This is a genomic window from Streptomyces sp. NPDC004788 (assembly GCF_053601115.1).
The window spans coordinates 1-16,418 of record NZ_JBSGBF010000023.1 but is presented as its reverse complement, the minus strand read 5'-3'; the positions used below and the strand labels follow the sequence as shown (position 1 = coordinate 16,418).

16 protein-coding genes are annotated in these 16,418 nt (G+C 72.3%); 7 read left to right on the top strand and 9 right to left on the bottom strand.

Annotation, left to right across the window (positions count from 1 at the left end; translation table 11 throughout):
* Nucleotides 1-2: 2 nt before the first annotated feature.
* From ACWEJX_RS13110 to ACWEJX_RS13100, 3 genes are read right to left on the bottom strand one after another with little or no spacing between them, the layout of a single operon-like run.
* Nucleotides 3-833, bottom strand: coding sequence for an ABC transporter permease (locus ACWEJX_RS13110; protein WP_451607528.1), 831 nt, complete (start codon nt 831-833; stop codon nt 3-5).
* Entirely contained in the window at nt 821-1,738 is a 918-nt protein-coding gene (locus ACWEJX_RS13105; protein ID WP_451607527.1) for an ABC transporter permease, read from the bottom strand. The genes ACWEJX_RS13110 and ACWEJX_RS13105 overlap by 13 nt, the downstream gene beginning before the upstream one ends.
* Nucleotides 1,735-2,898, bottom strand: coding sequence for an ABC transporter substrate-binding protein (locus ACWEJX_RS13100; protein ID WP_451607526.1), 1,164 nt, complete (start codon nt 2,896-2,898; stop codon nt 1,735-1,737). The genes ACWEJX_RS13105 and ACWEJX_RS13100 overlap by 4 nt, the downstream gene beginning before the upstream one ends.
* A gap of 222 nt (nt 2,899-3,120) precedes the next feature.
* Here ACWEJX_RS13100 and ACWEJX_RS13095 point away from each other — a divergent pair, with 222 nt between their 5' ends.
* Nucleotides 3,121-3,861 (top strand): GntR family transcriptional regulator, encoded by a 741-nt coding sequence (locus ACWEJX_RS13095; protein WP_451607525.1) that lies wholly within the window; start codon nt 3,121-3,123, stop codon nt 3,859-3,861.
* A 29-nt stretch (nt 3,862-3,890) separates the two neighbouring features.
* On the opposite strand, the gene ACWEJX_RS13090 is transcribed toward ACWEJX_RS13095, so the two are convergent.
* Both ACWEJX_RS13090 and ACWEJX_RS13085 read right to left on the bottom strand, forming a co-directional pair.
* Nucleotides 3,891-4,232 (bottom strand): type II toxin-antitoxin system PemK/MazF family toxin, encoded by a 342-nt coding sequence (locus ACWEJX_RS13090; RefSeq protein WP_451607524.1) that lies wholly within the window; start codon nt 4,230-4,232, stop codon nt 3,891-3,893.
* A gap of 2 nt (nt 4,233-4,234) precedes the next feature.
* The gene (locus ACWEJX_RS13085; protein ID WP_403799471.1) at nt 4,235-4,513 is read right to left on the bottom strand and encodes a hypothetical protein; all 279 of its coding nucleotides are present in this window, start codon (nt 4,511-4,513) and stop codon (nt 4,235-4,237) included.
* A gap of 141 nt (nt 4,514-4,654) precedes the next feature.
* Between ACWEJX_RS13085 and ACWEJX_RS13080 the strand changes: the two genes are divergently transcribed.
* Together ACWEJX_RS13080 and ACWEJX_RS13075 are read left to right on the top strand one after the other, a co-directional pair.
* Entirely contained in the window at nt 4,655-6,298 is a 1,644-nt protein-coding gene (locus ACWEJX_RS13080) for a DNA repair helicase XPB (protein WP_451607523.1), read from the top strand.
* Between the two features lie 297 nt (nt 6,299-6,595).
* A complete protein-coding gene (locus ACWEJX_RS13075; protein WP_451607522.1) occupies nt 6,596-8,638 on the top strand; it encodes a HelD family protein in 2,043 nt (680 codons plus the stop codon).
* Nucleotides 8,639-8,682: 44 nt separating this feature from the next.
* Here the strand turns inward: ACWEJX_RS13075 and ACWEJX_RS13070 are convergent, their stop codons facing one another.
* On the bottom strand, nt 8,683-9,573 hold the full coding sequence (locus ACWEJX_RS13070) for an aminoglycoside phosphotransferase family protein (RefSeq protein WP_451607521.1): 891 nt from the start codon (nt 9,571-9,573) through the stop codon (nt 8,683-8,685).
* A gap of 68 nt (nt 9,574-9,641) precedes the next feature.
* On the bottom strand, nt 9,642-10,358 hold the full coding sequence (locus ACWEJX_RS13065) for a flavodoxin family protein (RefSeq protein ID WP_451607520.1): 717 nt from the start codon (nt 10,356-10,358) through the stop codon (nt 9,642-9,644).
* Nucleotides 10,359-10,492: 134 nt separating this feature from the next.
* Here ACWEJX_RS13065 and ACWEJX_RS13060 point away from each other — a divergent pair, with 134 nt between their 5' ends.
* A complete protein-coding gene (locus tag ACWEJX_RS13060; RefSeq protein WP_451607519.1) occupies nt 10,493-11,395 on the top strand; it encodes a LysR substrate-binding domain-containing protein in 903 nt (300 codons plus the stop codon).
* Between the two features lie 100 nt (nt 11,396-11,495).
* On the opposite strand, the gene ACWEJX_RS13055 is transcribed toward ACWEJX_RS13060, so the two are convergent.
* Nucleotides 11,496-12,185: a copper homeostasis protein CutC gene (locus tag ACWEJX_RS13055; protein WP_451607518.1), complete on the bottom strand. Its 690-nt coding sequence runs from the start codon at nt 12,183-12,185 to the stop codon at nt 11,496-11,498.
* Nucleotides 12,186-12,260: 75 nt separating this feature from the next.
* Nucleotides 12,261-13,214, bottom strand: coding sequence for a hypothetical protein (locus tag ACWEJX_RS13050; protein ID WP_451607517.1), 954 nt, complete (start codon nt 13,212-13,214; stop codon nt 12,261-12,263).
* Between the two features lie 180 nt (nt 13,215-13,394).
* Here ACWEJX_RS13050 and ACWEJX_RS13045 point away from each other — a divergent pair, with 180 nt between their 5' ends.
* The 3 genes from ACWEJX_RS13045 to ACWEJX_RS13035 all read left to right on the top strand — a co-directional run bounded on the left by ACWEJX_RS13045 (nt 13,395) and on the right by ACWEJX_RS13035 (nt 16,394).
* Nucleotides 13,395-13,685: a cation transporter gene (locus tag ACWEJX_RS13045; RefSeq protein ID WP_451607516.1), complete on the top strand. Its 291-nt coding sequence runs from the start codon at nt 13,395-13,397 to the stop codon at nt 13,683-13,685.
* Between the two features lie 101 nt (nt 13,686-13,786).
* Nucleotides 13,787-16,063: a heavy metal translocating P-type ATPase gene (locus ACWEJX_RS13040; RefSeq protein ID WP_451607515.1), complete on the top strand. Its 2,277-nt coding sequence runs from the start codon at nt 13,787-13,789 to the stop codon at nt 16,061-16,063.
* Between the two features lie 49 nt (nt 16,064-16,112).
* Nucleotides 16,113-16,394, top strand: a complete 282-nt coding sequence (locus tag ACWEJX_RS13035) for a metal-sensitive transcriptional regulator (protein ID WP_128981368.1) — start codon at nt 16,113-16,115, stop codon at nt 16,392-16,394.
* Nucleotides 16,395-16,418 lie beyond the last annotated feature (24 nt).

Genomic DNA, 16,418 nt, shown 5'->3' with positions numbered 1-16,418 from the left:
GGTTATCCCTTGGTGGTACGGGTCCGCGGGGAGCGTCCGCCGGCCCCGGAGAGGGCCAGGAGCAGCACCCAGGTGACCAGGAGGCTGAGGACGGAGACGGCCACGGACATCTGGGCCTGGGAGCCGCTGATGTTCACGATCCACACGGCGAACGGCCGGAAGCCGAGCAGCTGGGCGACCGTGTACTCGCCGAGGACCAGGGCCAGGGTGAGGAAGCAGGCGTTCATCAGCGCGCCGCGCAGGTTGGGCAGGACGGCCCTGACGAGCGCCTGGGACCGGTTCGCGCCGCAGCTGCGGGCGGCCTCGACGAGGGTGCGGACGTCGACGGCCTGGAGGCCCGCGTCGAGCGAGCGGTAGACGAAGGGCAGCGCCATCACCACGTACGCGAGGACGAGCACGACGGGGAAGTCGGGGTTCTGCAGCGCCACGAAGGTCTGGAAGAGCGGCGTGCGGGAGAGGTGCTCCGGGCCCCACTTCAGGACCGTGCCGATCGCGGCGACGAACGCGATGGGCGGCACCACCAGCGGCAGCGAGCAGACCGCCTCGACGACGGGCTTCAGCCGGGGCGCGCCGAGCCGCAGGGCGACCATGGCGGGGACCATCAGCAGCAGCACCACGACGATGGTCACCGCGGCGAGTCCGAGCGAGAGCAGCAGGCTGGTGGTGAAGCCCTCGGTGGTGACGATCTTCGTGTACGCGTCGAAGGTCACGCCCTGGCCGGGCACGTCGACGGTGAAGATCACGGACGCGGCGAGCGGCACCAGGAAGTAGAGACCGGCGAGCCCGAGGACCAGCGGCCGCCACGCGTTGTTCGTACGGTTCAGGCGAGCCATCGGGTGCTCCGGCGTTGCAGGGGCAGATAGACCGCCATGACGAGGCCGGCGATGACCACCATGTCGACGCTGAGGGCGAGCGCCACGTTCTCCTGGCCGACGAGGACGTTGCCGGAGATGGCGTCGGAGATCTGCAGGGTGACCAGCGGGACGGCGCTGCCGACCATCGCGGCGGCGGTGGCGTACGCGGCGAAGGCGCTGCCGAAGAGCAGCACGAGCCCGCCGAGCAGGCTCGGCAGGAGCACCGGCAGGGCCACGTGGCGCCAGTACTGGAAGGCGGTGGCGCCGTTGTTGCGGGCGGCCTCGCGCCACTGGGTGCGCAGGCCGTCGAGCGCCGGGGTGATGGTGAGCACCATGAGCGGGATCAGGAAGTAGAGGTAGACGAGGACCAGGCCCCAGAAGCTGTAGAGGCTCCAGCCCTTGTCGGCGAGGCCCAGGTGCACGGTGAGGACGCCGGAGTTGCCGAGGGTGGCGACGAACGCGAAGGCGAGCGGGACGCCGCCGAAGTTCGCGAGCACACCCGAGGCGGTCAGCACGGCCTCGCGCAGGGCGCGGGAGCCGGACGACACGATGGCCTGGGCGAGCGGCAGGCCGAGCAGGGCGGCGAGCCCGGCGGCGGTCGCGGAGAGCTTGACGCTGCCGAGCAGGGCGGTGAGGTACGCGCCCTGGAGGGAGGCGGTCAGGTTGCCCGTGCCGTACGAGCTCGCTCCGGTGGCCGGGTCGTCGACGGTGAGGGCGCCGCCGAGCATCGCCACGGCGGGGATGCCGAAGGCGATCGCGACGAAGGCGAGCAGCGGGACGGCGGCGAGCCAGGCGGGGGCCCGGCGGCCCCGCCGCGGCCGAGCCCGGGCGGGCTCGGCGGCGGCGGACACCGCGAGGGTGTTCAGGGTGTCCGGGGTGGTCATCCGGAGACGGCCTTGCCCCAGCCCTGCGCGAGGGTCGTCTTGGCCTTGGCCTGCTGGGCCTCGGTCGGGAAGGACGGGACGCCGGAGACGGCGGGCAGCTTGAGGGCGGCGTCCTTGTCGAGGGTGCCTGCCTTGTCCATGGCGGGCATCAGGGCCGGGCGGGCGAAGCCCTTGAGCCACAGGTTCTGACCCTCGGCGCTGTAGACGTACTCCTGCCACAGGCGGGCGGCCGCCGGGTGCGGGGCGTCCTTGTTGATCGCCTGCGAGTAGTACATGGCGTAGCGGCCGTCGGTGGGGACGGCGACCTTCCAGTCGAGGCCCTTGGTCTTGAACTCCTGGGCGTAACCGGCGTTGAGGTAGTCCCAGTCGATGGAGATGGGCGTCTCGCCCTTCTCGACGGTGGCCGGGGTGGACTCGACGGGCGTGTAGTTGCCGTTCTTCTTCAGCTGGGCGAAGAAGTCGAGGCCGGGCTGGATGTCGTCGAAGGAGCCGCCCTGGGCCAGGGAGGCCGCGTAGACGCCGGCGAAGGCGGAGCCGGACTTGGTCGGGTTGCCGTTGAGGGCGACCTGGCCCTTGTACTCCGGCTTGAGGAGGTCCTTGAAGGTGGTCGGGCAGTTCTTGACGCGTCCGGCGTCGCAGCCGATGGAGACGTAGCCGCCGTAGTCGTTGTACCAGCGGGCCTGCGCGTCCTTCTGGCCCTCGGGGATGTCCGCGTAGTTCGCGACCTTGTACGGGGCGAACAGGCCCTGCTGGGCGCCGCTCAGCGCGAAGGAGCTGCCGAGGTCGAGGACGTCGGGGGCGCGGTCCTGGCCCTTGCGGGAGGTGACGGCGTTGATCTCGTCCTGGCTGGAGGCGTCGGGGTTCTCGACCTCCACCTTGATGCCGTACTTCTTCTGGAACCCGTCGATGATCGCGCCGTAGTTGGCCCAGTCACGGGGCAGCGCGATGGCGTGCAGCGTGCCCTCCTTCTTGGCCGCCGTGACGAGCGCGTCCATGCCGCCGAGGTCGGCGGCGGAGGTGGCGGTGGCGGCGTTCTTGCCGTCGGGGGTGGTGGTGCCGTTCTCGGGGGCGGCGCCGCAGGCGGTGAGGGCGAGCGCGGCGACGAGGGCGAGGGAGCCGCCGAGGGCGGCCTTCCTCGGGAGGGTCGCGGGGACGGACACGAGCTTCTCCAGGGAGGTCGGGGGATCAACTTGTCTGAACAAGTTGGCTTCAGTACGCCCGGAGTCGGTGTCGCGGAAGTGAACGGGGACGGAACGGCGGCCCGCGATTCCCTGCACATTGGCGGCGCTTTTCGGCCATTGGAGTGCGGGCGAAACCCTCGATTACGCTGCTGTCCCTGCACACAGCCTGCAGACAACCTGCGGACAGCAGAAGGAGGGGTCATGACGGCGCGTCACGAACAGATCGCCGCCGAGCTGCGGCGTGCGATCCAGCGCGAGGAGTACGCGGTCGGCTCCCGGCTGCCCTCCGAGGCGGACCTCGCCGCCCAGTACGGCGTCTCCCGCGGCACCGTCCGCCAGGCCGTCGCCGCCCTCACCACCGAGGGCCTGATCGGCTCCCGCCAGGGCGCCCGCCGCGTCGTCCTGGCCGGCCGCCGCAGCCAGAGCTTCGCCGAACTGCGCAGCTTCGCCCAGTGGGCCCAGGCGATGGGCCGCACCGCGACCGGCCACGTCATCAGCCAGGAGTACCGCCCGGCCACCACCGAGGACGCGACCCGCCTCCAACTCCCCGTGGGCACACCGGTGTTGGGCGTCCTGCGCGTGCGCGGCCTGGACGGCGAACCCGTCCTCGTCGAACGCAGCGTCTACGCCGACTGGATCTCCCCCGCCGTCGCGGCCATCGACCCCGACTGCGCCTCGGTCACCCAGCGCCTCTACGACGACACGGGCCTCGTCTTCGCCCACGGCGAGCACGTCATCGATGCGATCGCCGCCGGCGCCCAGGACGCCACCCTCCTCGCCGTCCGCCGCACCAGCCCCCTCCTCCGTGTCCGCCGCGTGACCACGACCCACGACGGCCGCCCGGTGGAGTGGTCGGACGACCGCTACCGCCCGGACGCGGTGAGCTTCACGGTGCACAACGCGATCGGCCACAACGCGCTGGTGCGGACGACGGCGGGGTGAGCTCCGGCCGGGCTTCCGAGCGTTGAACCTCAGTCCAGTTCGAGCACGACCCGCACCCGCGCCTCGACCGCGGCGAGCTCGGAGGGCGCGAGCAGGCCGAGCATGCGGCGCAGGCGCGGTTTGCCGACCGTGTGCAGCTCGGTGCAGTCGACGTATGACTCCACGTACTTCTTCAGCCCGCTCTCCGGGCCGACTGCGACATGGGTCTCGGCGGGCCCCGACGCGCCCGTGACCAGAGCGACGGTGATCCCCGACAGACGGCGGGAGATCCGGTTGGCCGTCAGCACGACGACGGGATGGGGGCCGATCGGCTGCGGAAAGGCGCAGACCCACACCTGCCCCCGCAGCGGGGGCATCGGCGCTGTCACCACGGCTAGAACTCCGCCGCGTCGGCCGCCGCGAGGTCCGCCTCGGTGACCAGCTCGTCGAGGAGGGGGCGCGGGGCTCCGCCCTCGCCGTAGAAGCGCGCGATGTTCCGGGCCGCCTCGATCTGTCGCGCCTCCCGGTGCAGCAGACGGATGGCCTCCCGCAAGGCGTCCGACGTGGATTCCAGGCGCAGTATGGCCATGGTCTCCCGAAGGTCCGCCCAGTCCTGCCGGGACAGCCTGACCTGGGCAGGGGTGCCTGCCGACTCGGCCGAACGTCCGGCCATGGCTCACCTCGCACTCGTACCACGCGTACGCGAAGCCGCACACGTATGACAGCTGTCTTACGAGCATCCCATGCCCCGCCCCGTTCCGGCGCCGATGCGGCAGACTGGATGTTTGGCCGCACGAAAGGGGACGCACGACACGTGAACGGTCCACTCATCGTCCAGAGCGACAAGACGCTCCTCCTGGAGGTCGACCACCCGCAGGCCGACGCCTGCCGGCGGGCGATCGCGGCGTTCGCCGAGCTGGAGCGGGCGCCCGAGCACATCCACACGTACCGGGTGACGCCGCTCGGGCTGTGGAACGCGCGGGCGGCCGGGCACGACGCCGAGCAGGTCGTGGACGCACTGGTGGAGTACTCCCGCTACCCCGTCCCGCACGCGCTGCTCGTCGACGTCGCCGAGACCATGGCGCGCTACGGCCGCCTCACGCTCAGCAAGCACCCCACCCACGGGCTCGTCCTCACCACCACCGACCGCCCGGTCCTCGAGGAGATCCTGCGGTCGAAGAAGGTCCAGCCGCTGGTCGGCGAGCGGATCGACCCCGACACCGTCGCCGTGCACCCCTCCGAGCGCGGCCAGATCAAGCAGACGCTGCTCAAGCTGGGCTGGCCGGCCGAGGACCTCGCCGGTTACGTGGACGGCGAGGCGCACCGGATCGACCTCGCCGAGGACGGCTGGGCCCTGCGCCCCTACCAGCAGCAGGCCGTCGAGGGCTTCTGGCACGGCGGCTCCGGCGTCGTCGTGCTGCCCTGTGGCGCGGGCAAGACGCTGGTCGGCGCCGGTGCGATGGCCCAGGCCAAGGCGACCACGCTGATCCTCGTCACGAACACCGTCTCCGCCCGCCAGTGGAAGCACGAGCTGGTGAAGCGGACCTCGCTGACCGAGGACGAGATCGGCGAGTACAGCGGCGCGAAGAAGGAGATCCGCCCGGTCACCATCGCCACGTACCAGGTCCTCACCACCAAGCGGAAGGGCATCTACCCCCACCTGGAGCTCTTCGACTCCCGCGACTGGGGCCTGATCGTCTACGACGAGGTGCACCTGCTGCCGGCGCCCGTCTTCAAGTTCACCGCCGACCTCCAGGCCCGCCGCCGCCTCGGCCTCACGGCCACGCTCGTCCGCGAGGACGGCCGCGAGTCCGACGTCTTCTCCCTCATCGGCCCGAAGCGCTTCGACGCGCCGTGGAAGGAGATCGAGGCACAGGGCTACATCGCGCCCGCCGACTGCGTCGAGGTACGGGTCGACCTGACCGACTCGGAGCGGCTGGCGTACGCGACGGCCGAGGCGGAGGAGAAGTACCGCTTCTGCGCCACGACGGCGACCAAGCGCAAGGTCACCGAGGCACTGGTGAAGAAGTTCGCCGGGCAGCAGATCCTGGTCATCGGCCAGTACATCGACCAGCTCGACGAGCTCGGCGCCCACCTCGACGCCCCGGTGATCAAGGGCGAGACCTCGAACGCGCAGCGCGAGAAGCTCTTCGACGCCTTCCGCAACGGCGAGCTCAACGTCCTCGTCGTGTCCAAGGTCGCCAACTTCTCCATCGACCTGCCCGAGGCCACCGTCGCCATCCAGGTCTCCGGCACCTTCGGCTCCCGCCAGGAGGAGGCCCAGCGCCTCGGCCGCGTCCTGCGCCCGAAGGCCGACGGCCACCAGGCGCACTTCTACTCGGTCGTCGCCCGCGACACCATCGACCAGGACTTCGCGGCCCACCGCCAGCGGTTCCTGGCGGAGCAGGGGTACGCGTACCGGATCGTGGACGCGAGCGAGCTGCTCACGAGCGAGTGAGGTGGGCGGGGCGGGGGCGCCGGGGCCAGGCCCTCGCCCCCGCCGCGCCCGGAACCCGCGCGGGGCCAAGGGCCAGGAACCCGCGCGAGGCCGGGACCAAGCCCCCACCCCGCCCGCGCCCGGAACCCGCGCGGGTGAAAACCGTTCGCCCCCGGCCCCCGCCCGGCGTTACACTCGCCAGCTTCCCCGCCTCCCGTACCACCCGTCGTGCCCGACGGCGTGCGTGGAGCGCCGCCGTCCGGTCGGAAACCGGCGGCCACCTTGACGTGTCCGCGTACCCGACCCGGAGGCTTCACCGTGTCCGCACAGTCCGCCCTGTCCGCAGACGACCCGTCGGCGCCGCTCGCCCGCGAGCGCGCGCACCTCAGCGCCTCCCGCGCCGCCCTGCGCGCGATGCGCGAGGACGTGGAGTCGCTCGACATCAAGGACGTCACCGCGAACTGGGTGAACGCGGTCATCCTCACCCGCCAGATCGAGGACCGCATCAAGGCGCTCGCCGACCTCGCCGACACGCCGCTCTTCTTCGGCCGGCTCGACTACCTGCACACCACCCAGGAAGGCCAGCGGTTCTACATCGGCCGCCGGCACGTCCACGACGCCGACGGCGACCCGATGGTGATCGACTGGCGCGCGCCGGTCTCGCAGCCGTTCTACCGGGCGTCGAGGAAGGACCCGCAGGACGTCGGCCTGCGTCGGCGCTTCGGGTACACGGGCGGCGACCTCACCGCGTACGAGGACGAGCACCTCTCCGACCCCGCCGAGCTGGAACAGACCAGCCGCCTGCTCCAGGCGGAGATCGAGCGGCCGCGCGTCGGCCCCATGCGCGACATCGTGGCGACGATCCAGCCCGAGCAGGACGAGATCGTCCGCTCCGACCTGTCCGGCACGGTGTGCGTGCAGGGCGGCCCCGGCACCGGAAAGACCGCCGTCGGCCTGCACCGAGTGGCGTACCTCCTCTACGCGCACCGCGAGCGGCTCGCCCGCACCGGCACCCTCGTCATCGGGCCGAACCGCTCCTTCCTCCACTACATCGAGCAGGTGCTGCCCGCGCTCGGCGAGCTGGAGGTGCAGCAGGCGACGGTCGACGACCTCGTCGCCCACGTCGAGGTGCGCGGTACGGACGAGGCGGCGACCGCCGTCGTCAAGGGCGACGCCCGGATGGCGGAGGTGCTGCGGCGCGCGGTGTGGGCGCACGTGAAGCTGCCGACGGAGCCGCTGATGGTGGTGCGCGGCTCGCGGCGCTGGCGCGTCCCGGCGTACGAGATCGAGGGGATCGTCCGGGAGCTCACGGACCGCGACATCCGCTACGGCGCGGCCCGCGAGGCCCTGCCGCAGCGCATCGCGCACGCCGTGCTCGTACGGATGGAGCAGGCGGGCGAGGCCCCGGACGACCGGGTGCAGAACGCGGTCGCGCGCAACGCGGCCGTGAAGGCCGTCGTGAAGGAGTGCTGGCCGGCCGTCGACCCGGCCAAGCTGGTGCTGCGGCTGCTCGGCGACGCGGAGTTCCTGGCCGAGCACGCCGCCGGGATCCTCGACGAGGACGAGCAGAAGGCGCTGCTGTGGGCCAAGCCCTACCGCAGCGTGAAGTCGGCGAAGTGGTCGGCGGCGGACGCGGTCCTCGTCGACGAGGCCCGCGACCTGATCGAGCGCACGCACTCGCTCGGCCACGTCGTCGTCGACGAGGCCCAGGACCTGTCCCCGATGCAGTACCGCGCGGTGGGCCGGCGCTGCTCGACCGGGTCGGCGACCGTCCTCGGCGACCTCGCGCAGGGCACCACCCCGTGGGCCACGGAGAACTGGGCGCAGGCCCTCGCGCACCTGGGCAAGCCGGAGGCGCACGTCGAGGAGCTGACGGCCGGCTTCCGCGTGCCTCGCGAGGTGATCGCGTACGCGTCGCGGCTGCTGCCGCACATGTCGCCGGGGCTCGCGGAGGTCAAGTCGGTGCGTGAGAACCCGGGTTCGCTGGTCATCCGGCGCAGTGACGACCTCGACGGCGACGTGGTGGCGGCCTGCGTGGAATCCCTCCGCCACGAGGGCTCCATCGGCCTGATCGCCGCCGACGCCCGCATCGCCCCGCTGGCGGCGGCCTTGGACGCGGCGGGCCTCGCGTACCTCTCCCCGGGCGAGGAGACCACGGCCGAGTCGCGCCTCACGCTCGTACCGGCGTCGCTCGCGAAGGGCCTGGAGTACGACTACGTGGTCCTGGACGAGCCGGCTGCGGTGGTGGACGGCGAGCCGGACGAACGGACGGGGCTGCGACGGCTGTACGTGGCGCTGACGCGTGCGGTGTCTGGTCTGACGGTCATCCACATGGCTGATCTGCCGGAGCAGCTGGGCTGACGATCCTTCACGTGGCCGAACTAACACAGCAGTTGGGCCGACGATCACGCCGTCGCAGGACCGCACGGGCCGTACTCGGGAAGCGCCTGCGACCAGGCCCGCCGGGCCACGGCGGCGAGCACCGGGTTCTTCTCCCGGTGGTAGTGCTCGGTCACGATCCCCCAGCACAGCGCCCAGCCCCGGCCGCGCGCCCAGGTCGCGTCGTCGACCTGGGCCGCCTCGCGGAAGAGCGGGCGGGTCTCGGGGGTGAGGAGGGTCCAGCCGGCCATCATGTCGCAGGCGGGGTCGCCGGTGCCGAGGCCGCCGAAGTCGATGACGGCGCTGAGCCGGCCGTCGCGGGTGAGCAGGTTGCCGGGCAGCAGGTCCCCGTGGACCCACACCGGCTGGCCCTCCCACTGCGGCAGGGCCAGCACCTCTTCCCAGGCTGCGGCCGCGGCGGAAGCGTGCGCGGAGTCCAGGTCCCGCAGCGCCGCGGCCATCGCCCCGTCCTCCCACGCGGTCACCGGCCCGCCCCGGAACGACATCGGCGCCCCTGCCGCGTCCGCCGCCCGCAGCGCCACCCCGAACCGCCCGAGCGCGACGGCCGCGTGCGCCAGATCCCGTACGGGCGCCTCGTACGCGTCGGCCCCGTCCAGCCACTCGTACACGCCCCACGCCTGCCCGAACCCCTCCCCGGCCACCCCAACCCCCAGGGGCACCGGCACCTCCAACGGCAACCCGGCGGCCAGCCCCGGCAGCCACCGCCCCTCCTTCTCCACCTGCCCGGCGGCCCACTCCGCCTTCGGCAGCCGCACGACGAGCCCGTCCCCGAGCCGGAACATGGCGTTGTCGGTCCCGGCGGAAGCGACCTCCCGCACGGGCAGGTGCGCCCACTGCGGGAACTGGGCGGCGACGAGACGGCGGACGAGCGCGGCGTCGATGAGGGTGTTCTGCATGCGCGGGAGGCTAACGAGGGCGGTGGAGGGGCCGCCACGGAGTTTGCGACGGCCCGTGTCAGGCGTCGTCAGGCGTCGGCCGGCTCCCTGAGAGACGCCGACAGGGCGCGGGCCTCGTGTTCGGTCATGCGCGGGGTGTCGTACGGGACGGCGTTGACCCAGCGCTGGGTGAGGCGGGCGATGCGCTCGCCGTAGCGCTCCGCGGTGATCAGGTCGCCGCGGGAGCCGGCGTGTTCCGGGCCCTGGTCGGCGTGGCTCTGGCTCATCAGGCCAAGCCAGGAGCCCAGCCGGTTGACGTCGTCGCGGGAGCCGCCGCTCCAGTTGTTGCCCGGCATGTCGCCGACGCCGATCCACTGCATACCCAACTGGGCGGCGAAGACGCTGAGTTGTTCCAGTACGGCCAGCTTGTCGCCGCTCTGCGAGGCGGACATGGTGAAGCCGCCGGCCAGCTTGTCCTTCCATGCCTGGGTGACGAACGGAGTGAAGGCCGCCTCCATGAACGCCTTGAACACCGCCGACACGCTGCCCATCAGGGTCGGGCAGCCGAGCACGATCGCGTCGGAGCGGTCGAGGAGCGCCAGCGCCTCCGCGTCGTGCCAGCGGCCGGCGGTGACGTCCTCGGCCCGGATCTCGACGAGGTGCGCCCGGACGCCCGGCACCCGGCGCGCCCCGTCGGCGAGGTGCTCGGCGAGGACCCGGGTGTGGCCGTGGACCGAGTGGTAGACCACCGTCACCGTGGCCGTCGGGGCGTCGTGCCCGTGACGCTCAACCTCAATGGCTGTCATGTCTCTTCGCTGCTTCCGGTCGTGGGGACATCACTGCGTGCCCGTCCATCTCAGCCCGGGCACGACAGGGCATCAACGCCGAACTCCGGCCCGCAGCGATCGGTCCCACCGATCGATCGCGTTAGCCTGGCCCCGTGGACAGGATCGAACTGATGGAGCTCGAAGCCTTCGTGGCGGTCGCGGAGGAGCTCCACTTCGGCCGCGCCGCCGCGCGTCTGCATCGTGGGCAGCCCACCGTCAGTGATGCCGTGAGACGGCTCGAAAGCAGCCTGGGCGGGCGGTTGTTCCACCGCACCAGCCGCCGCGTGTCGCTGACCGGGCTCGGCACGGCGCTGCTGCCCGACGCGCACGCCGCCCTGGCCCAGCTGCGCCGCTTCCAGCAGCGCGGACGGGCGCTTGCCGCCGGTGACCGCACCGGCGCCACCCTCGTCGTCGCCCACGCCGAATACACCGACCAGCAGCTGCTGTTGCGCTGCCTGCCGCGCCTGCGCGACCGTTTTCCCGGCGTGACGATCGTGCCGGAGGCGATGCCGACCACGGCCCAGCTCACCGCCCTGCGCGCGGAGACGGTCGGTCTCGGCATCGGCTGGGCGACCGGCGACGTCACCGGCGTACGGGCGCGGGTGCTGTCGACCGAGCGATTCATGGCGCTCGTCCCCGCGACCCACCCGCTGGCCGGTCACGCCGAGCTGAGCGCCGCCGAGCTGTCCACCGCCGATCTGCTGACCTGGCCGCACCAGATCAACAGCGGCCTGTGCGACCGGCTCCTGTCCGCCTTCCGGATCGGCGGCGCCGACCTGCGCATCATCAGGACCGCCGACAGCGTCCACGCCATCGCCGCGCATGTCGCCGCGGGTACGGGCATCGGCATCACGGTGGAGTCCGCTCTCGACCACCGGCCGCCGGGCCTGCGCGTCATCCCGCTGACCGGCCCCTCGACCACCGCCGACCAGGTCGTCCTCACCCCTGCCGAACCCTCGGAGACCGCGACGGCCCTGCGCGAGCTGCTGGTCGACGCCGCCGGTCCAGGCGACTGACGGCGGACGACGACGCCTGCCACTGCGCTCGCGCCTGCGCCTGGGCCTGCATCTGCGCTGGGGCCTGCACCTGCACCTGCGCTTGGGCCTGCGCTCGCGCCTACGCGTCGATCGCCTCGCGCCACGTCCGTACGGCGTCCGCCGACACCGGCGCCGTCCAGCCCTGGGGGCGGGCCGCGCCGCCGATGTGGAAGGCGGTGAGGCCGGCGGCGCGCAGGGTCGGGAGGTGGTCGAGGCGGAGGCCGCCGCCGACCAGGATCCGGGGCTCGTAGCCGGGCTCGCCCGCACGGGCTGCCTCCGCGGCCAGGACGGGGAGGCCGTCGTCGACGCCGGTGGCGGCGCCTGCGGTGAGGTAGGTGTCGAGGCCCGGGAGGTCGGCGAGCTGCTTGCGGAGGGCGTCGCGGTCGGCGGCGCGGTCGATGGCGCGGTGGAAGGTCCAGCGGCAGCCGTTCAGGACGGCCATCAGGTGCTCGACCGCCACCAGGTCCGCGTCGCCGTCGGGCGTCAGGAAGCCCAGGACGAACTCGTCCGCGCCCGCCGCCCGCAGCTCCGACGCCCGCGCCACCAGTGCCTCGACGTCGCCGGCCGCGAAACCGTCCGTCAGCCTCAGCATCACGCGCAGCGGGATGTCCACCGCGGCGCGGATCGCGGAGAAGCCGGCCGTGGACGGGGTGAGCCCGTCCGCCGCCATGTCGGTGACCAGCTCCAGGCGGTCCGCCCCACCGGCCTGGGCGGCGACCGCGTCCGCCTCGTCGAGGGCGATCACCTCCAGCACTGCACGGTTGCTCATCGAGCCCATTCCTCCACGGATCGCACGGCCGGCCCCCAGAGGCCGAAAGGTCTAGTCCACTGACTGTGGCCAAGACTAGCCGTGTGCGTGGCCGCCCGCATCGTGTCCTGCCTCAGTCGCCGCACCCGTCACGCCCGCCCCGCCCGTCCGCACCGTGAACGCCGCCGTCCGCACCTTCCCCTCGTGCTGGAAGTCGAGGAACAGGCGGTACGTGCCGGTGCTCGGCGCCGTCGCCGTGAACGAGACGTCCGGGCCCGGGCCGCCCTCGTTCGGGTGCACGTGCAGGTACGCCAGGTCGCCCTCGCGCAGCGCGACGAGGTGTCCGTACGCGCCCAGGTACGGCTGGAGGTCCGTCACCGGTCGGCCCGCCTTGGTGACCGTGAGCCGCAGCTCGCCCGCCTTGCCCGGGTCGAGCGTGCCGCCGAGGCGGACCTGGTAGCCGTCGACGTCGGCGACCGGCACGACCGGCGGCAGCGGCTTCGGCGCGTACGCCCCCGGCACCGACAGGTCCGCGCCGAGCGTGACGCCCTTCGCGCCCGGCGCGGCCGGCTTGAAGTCGGCGAACGCCTTGTACGCGCCCGCCGCCGGCAGGTCCGCGTCGACCGACCAGGTGCCGTCGGCGGCCCGCACCGGGTGCAGGTGGCGGAAGACGGTGAGGTCGCGCGAGGCGACGATGAAGTGGAGCTCCTTGCCGTGCTCCGTGGTGAACGCGGTGACCTTCCGGCCGTTCGCGTCCTTGATGGAGAACTTCAGCGTGCTCCTGCCGACCTTGGGGGTCGGGGTGTCGAGCGCGAGGGTGTAGCCGTTCTCGGAGATCTGCAGGCCGCCGGCCGCGGGCGCGTTCGCCGCCTCCACGTGGCCCTCGTGGCCGCCGTGGCCGCCCCCCTCGGGCGTGGCCGCCGCGTGGTCGCCGTGCTCCGACTTCGCCGGTTCCCCGATCGGGCCGACGCCCTTGCCGACCCCGTACGCGGTCCCGAAGGTCGCGGCGAGCGCGGCGGCAAAGGCAGTGATCTTCACTCCGGTGTTCATGGCTGCTCTCCCGTACATGGGTCGTCTTCGGACTCACTCAACTGCACTTCACCATACCCCTGGGGGGTATCAAGTCAAGTCGGGTCGACACTTGCGTGAGATACCACCGGGGGGTATACATGTCTCGTAACCGATACCCCCCGAGGGTATCCGAAGCCCCGCCGCACGATGGAGGACGACATGGGTTCCTGCTGCACCCCCGACAACAGCTGCTCCACCAACACCGTCGAGATCTCGACGACCACCGCCGTCGCCGACGCCACCACCACGGTGTACGCCGTCTCCGGCATGACCTGCGGCCACTGCAAGACCGCGATCACCAACTCCGTCAGCGCCCTCGACGGCGTCATCTCCGTCGACGTCGACGTCGCCGCCGGCAAGGTCACCGTCGTCACCGGCGGCGAGCCCGACGAGGCCGCCATCGCCGCGGCGGTCGACGACGCGGGCTACGAGCTGACCGGCCGCGCCTGACCGACCCGGCCGCTTCAGGCGGCCGCGTCAACCGGCCGCCGGGGCTCGCCCACCACGCCCGGGCCCCGGCCCCCGAACTCAGCGAAACCGAGGAGCAGGAAATGACCACGACCACTCCGGGCACCGCCCAGGTCGAGCTCGCCATCGGCGGCATGACCTGCGCCTCGTGCGCGGCCCGCATCGAGAAGAAGCTCAACCGCATGGACGGGGTCGAGGCCACCGTCAACTACGCGACCGAGAAGGCGAAGGTCACCTTCGACGCCGACATCGACGTCGCCGACCTCATCGCCACCGTCGAGGCCACCGGCTACACCGCCAAGGAGCCCGAGCCCGAGCGCCCGGCCGCCGTCGGAGCCCCCGAAGGGCCCTCCGACGAGGAGAAGGCCGACGAGGAGCTGCGCCCGCTGCGCCAGCGCCTGATCACCGCCGTCTCGCTCGCCGTGCCCGTCATCGCGATGGCGATGGTCCCGGCCTTCCAGTTCAACTTCTGGCAGTGGGCGAGCCTCACGCTCACCGCGCCGGTCGTCACCTACGCCGCCTGGCCCTTCCACAAGGCCGCCTGGACCAACGCCAAGCACGGCGCCGCCACGATGGACACGCTGATCTCGGTCGGCACCATCGCCGCGTTCCTGTGGTCGCTGTGGGCGCTGTTCTTCGGCACCGCCGGCACGCCCGGCATGACGCACGCCTTCGAGTTCACCATCGCCCGCACCGACGGCGCCGGGAACATCTACCTGGAGGCCGCCGCCGGCGTCACCGCCTTCATCCTGGCCGGCCGCTACTTCGAGGCCCGCTCCAAGCGCAAGGCGGGCGCCGCGCTCAAGGCGCTGATGCAGCTCGGCGCCAAGGAGGTCACGGTCCTGCGCGACGGGCGCGAGGTCACCGTACCGACCGCCGAACTCCAGGTCGGCGACCGTTTCCTGGTCCGCCCGGGCGAGAAGATCGCGACCGACGGCATCGTCGTCGAGGGCTCCTCGGCCGTCGACGCCTCCATGCTCACCGGCGAGTCCGTGCCCGTCGAGGTCTCCGTCGGCGACGCCGTCACCGGCGCCACCCTGAACGCCGGCGGCCGCCTGGTCGTCGAGGCCACCCGCGTCGGCGCCGACACCCAGCTCGCCCGCATGGCCAAGCTCGTCGAGGACGCCCAGAACGGCAAGGCGGCCGCACAGCGCCTCGCCGACAAGATCTCCGCGGTCTTCGTACCCGTGGTCATCGCGCTCTCGCTCGGCACCCTCGGCTTCTGGCTGGGTACGGGACAGGAGCTGACCTCCGCCTTCACCGCGGCCGTCGCCGTCCTGATCATCGCCTGCCCGTGCGCCCTCGGCCTCGCCACCCCGACCGCCCTCATGGTCGGCACCGGCCGCGGCGCCCAGCTCGGCATCCTGATCAAGGGCCCCGAGGTCCTGGAGACCACCCGCAAGGTCGACACCATCGTCCTGGACAAGACCGGCACCGTCACCACCGGCCGGATGACCCTGATCAAGGTCCACACCGCCGCCGGTACGGACGAGACCGACGTGCTGCGCCTCGCCGGGGCCCTGGAGCACTCCTCCGAGCACCCGATCGCCCAGGCCGTCGCCACGGGCGCCGCCGCCAAGGTCGGCACCCTGCCCACCCCCGAGGACTTCGCCAACATTCCCGGACTCGGCGTCCAGGGCGTCGTCGACGGCCACGCCGTCCTCGTCGGCCGCGAGAAGCTGCTGCAGGAGTGGGCGATGGAGCTCACCCCGTCCCTCAAGGCCGCCAAGGAAGCGGCCGAGAAGGCCGGCAAGACCGCCATCGCGGTCGCCTGGGACGGCCAGGCCCGCGCGGTCCTGGAGGTCGCCGACGCGATCAAGGAGACCAGCCCCGAGGCCATCCGGCGGCTCCGCGCCCTCGGCCTCACCCCGATCCTGCTCACCGGTGACAACAAGGCGGTCGCCGAGGCCGTCGCCGCCGAGGTCGGCATCGACGAGGTCATCGCCGAGGTCATGCCGCAGGACAAGGTGGACGTGGTCAAGCGGCTGCAGGGCGAGGGCCGTTCGGTCGCCATGGTCGGCGACGGCGTCAACGACGCCGCCGCGCTCGCCCAGGCGGACCTGGGCCTGGCGATGGGCACCGGTACGGACGCGGCCATCGAGGCCGGCGACCTGACCCTCGTACGGGGTGACCTGCGGGCCGCGGCCGACGCCATCCGGCTCTCCCGCAAGACCCTCGGCACCATCCGCTCGAACCTCTTCTGGGCCTTCGCCTACAACGTGGCCGCCCTGCCGCTCGCCGCGGCCGGACTGCTCAACCCGATGATCGCCGGCGCCGCGATGGCCTTCTCCTCGGTCTTCGTGGTCGGCAACAGCCTGCGCCTGCGCGGCTTCCAGGCCGCCGACAGCCGAGACAAGTAACCCGCCCGTCACCACCGCCTGCTGTAACTGTCCGAACAAGGAGGCCGACGTGGCCGGTTACGTACAGCACAAGGAAGACATCATCAGACGCCTGCGCCGGATCGAGGGCCAGGTCCGGGGGGTGCAGCGGATGGTCGACGAGGACGTCTACTGCATCGACGTCCTGACCCAGGTCTCCGCCATCAACGCGGCGCTCCAGTCCTGCGCGGTGGCCCTCCTGGACGAGCACCTCAGCTGCTGCGTCACGGAGGCCATCGAGGCCGGCGGAGACCAGGCCAAGGTCAAGGTCGGTGAGGCGTCCAAGGCGATCGCCCGCCTGATCCGCACCTGACGAAAGTTTTTCGGGGCCCGGGCC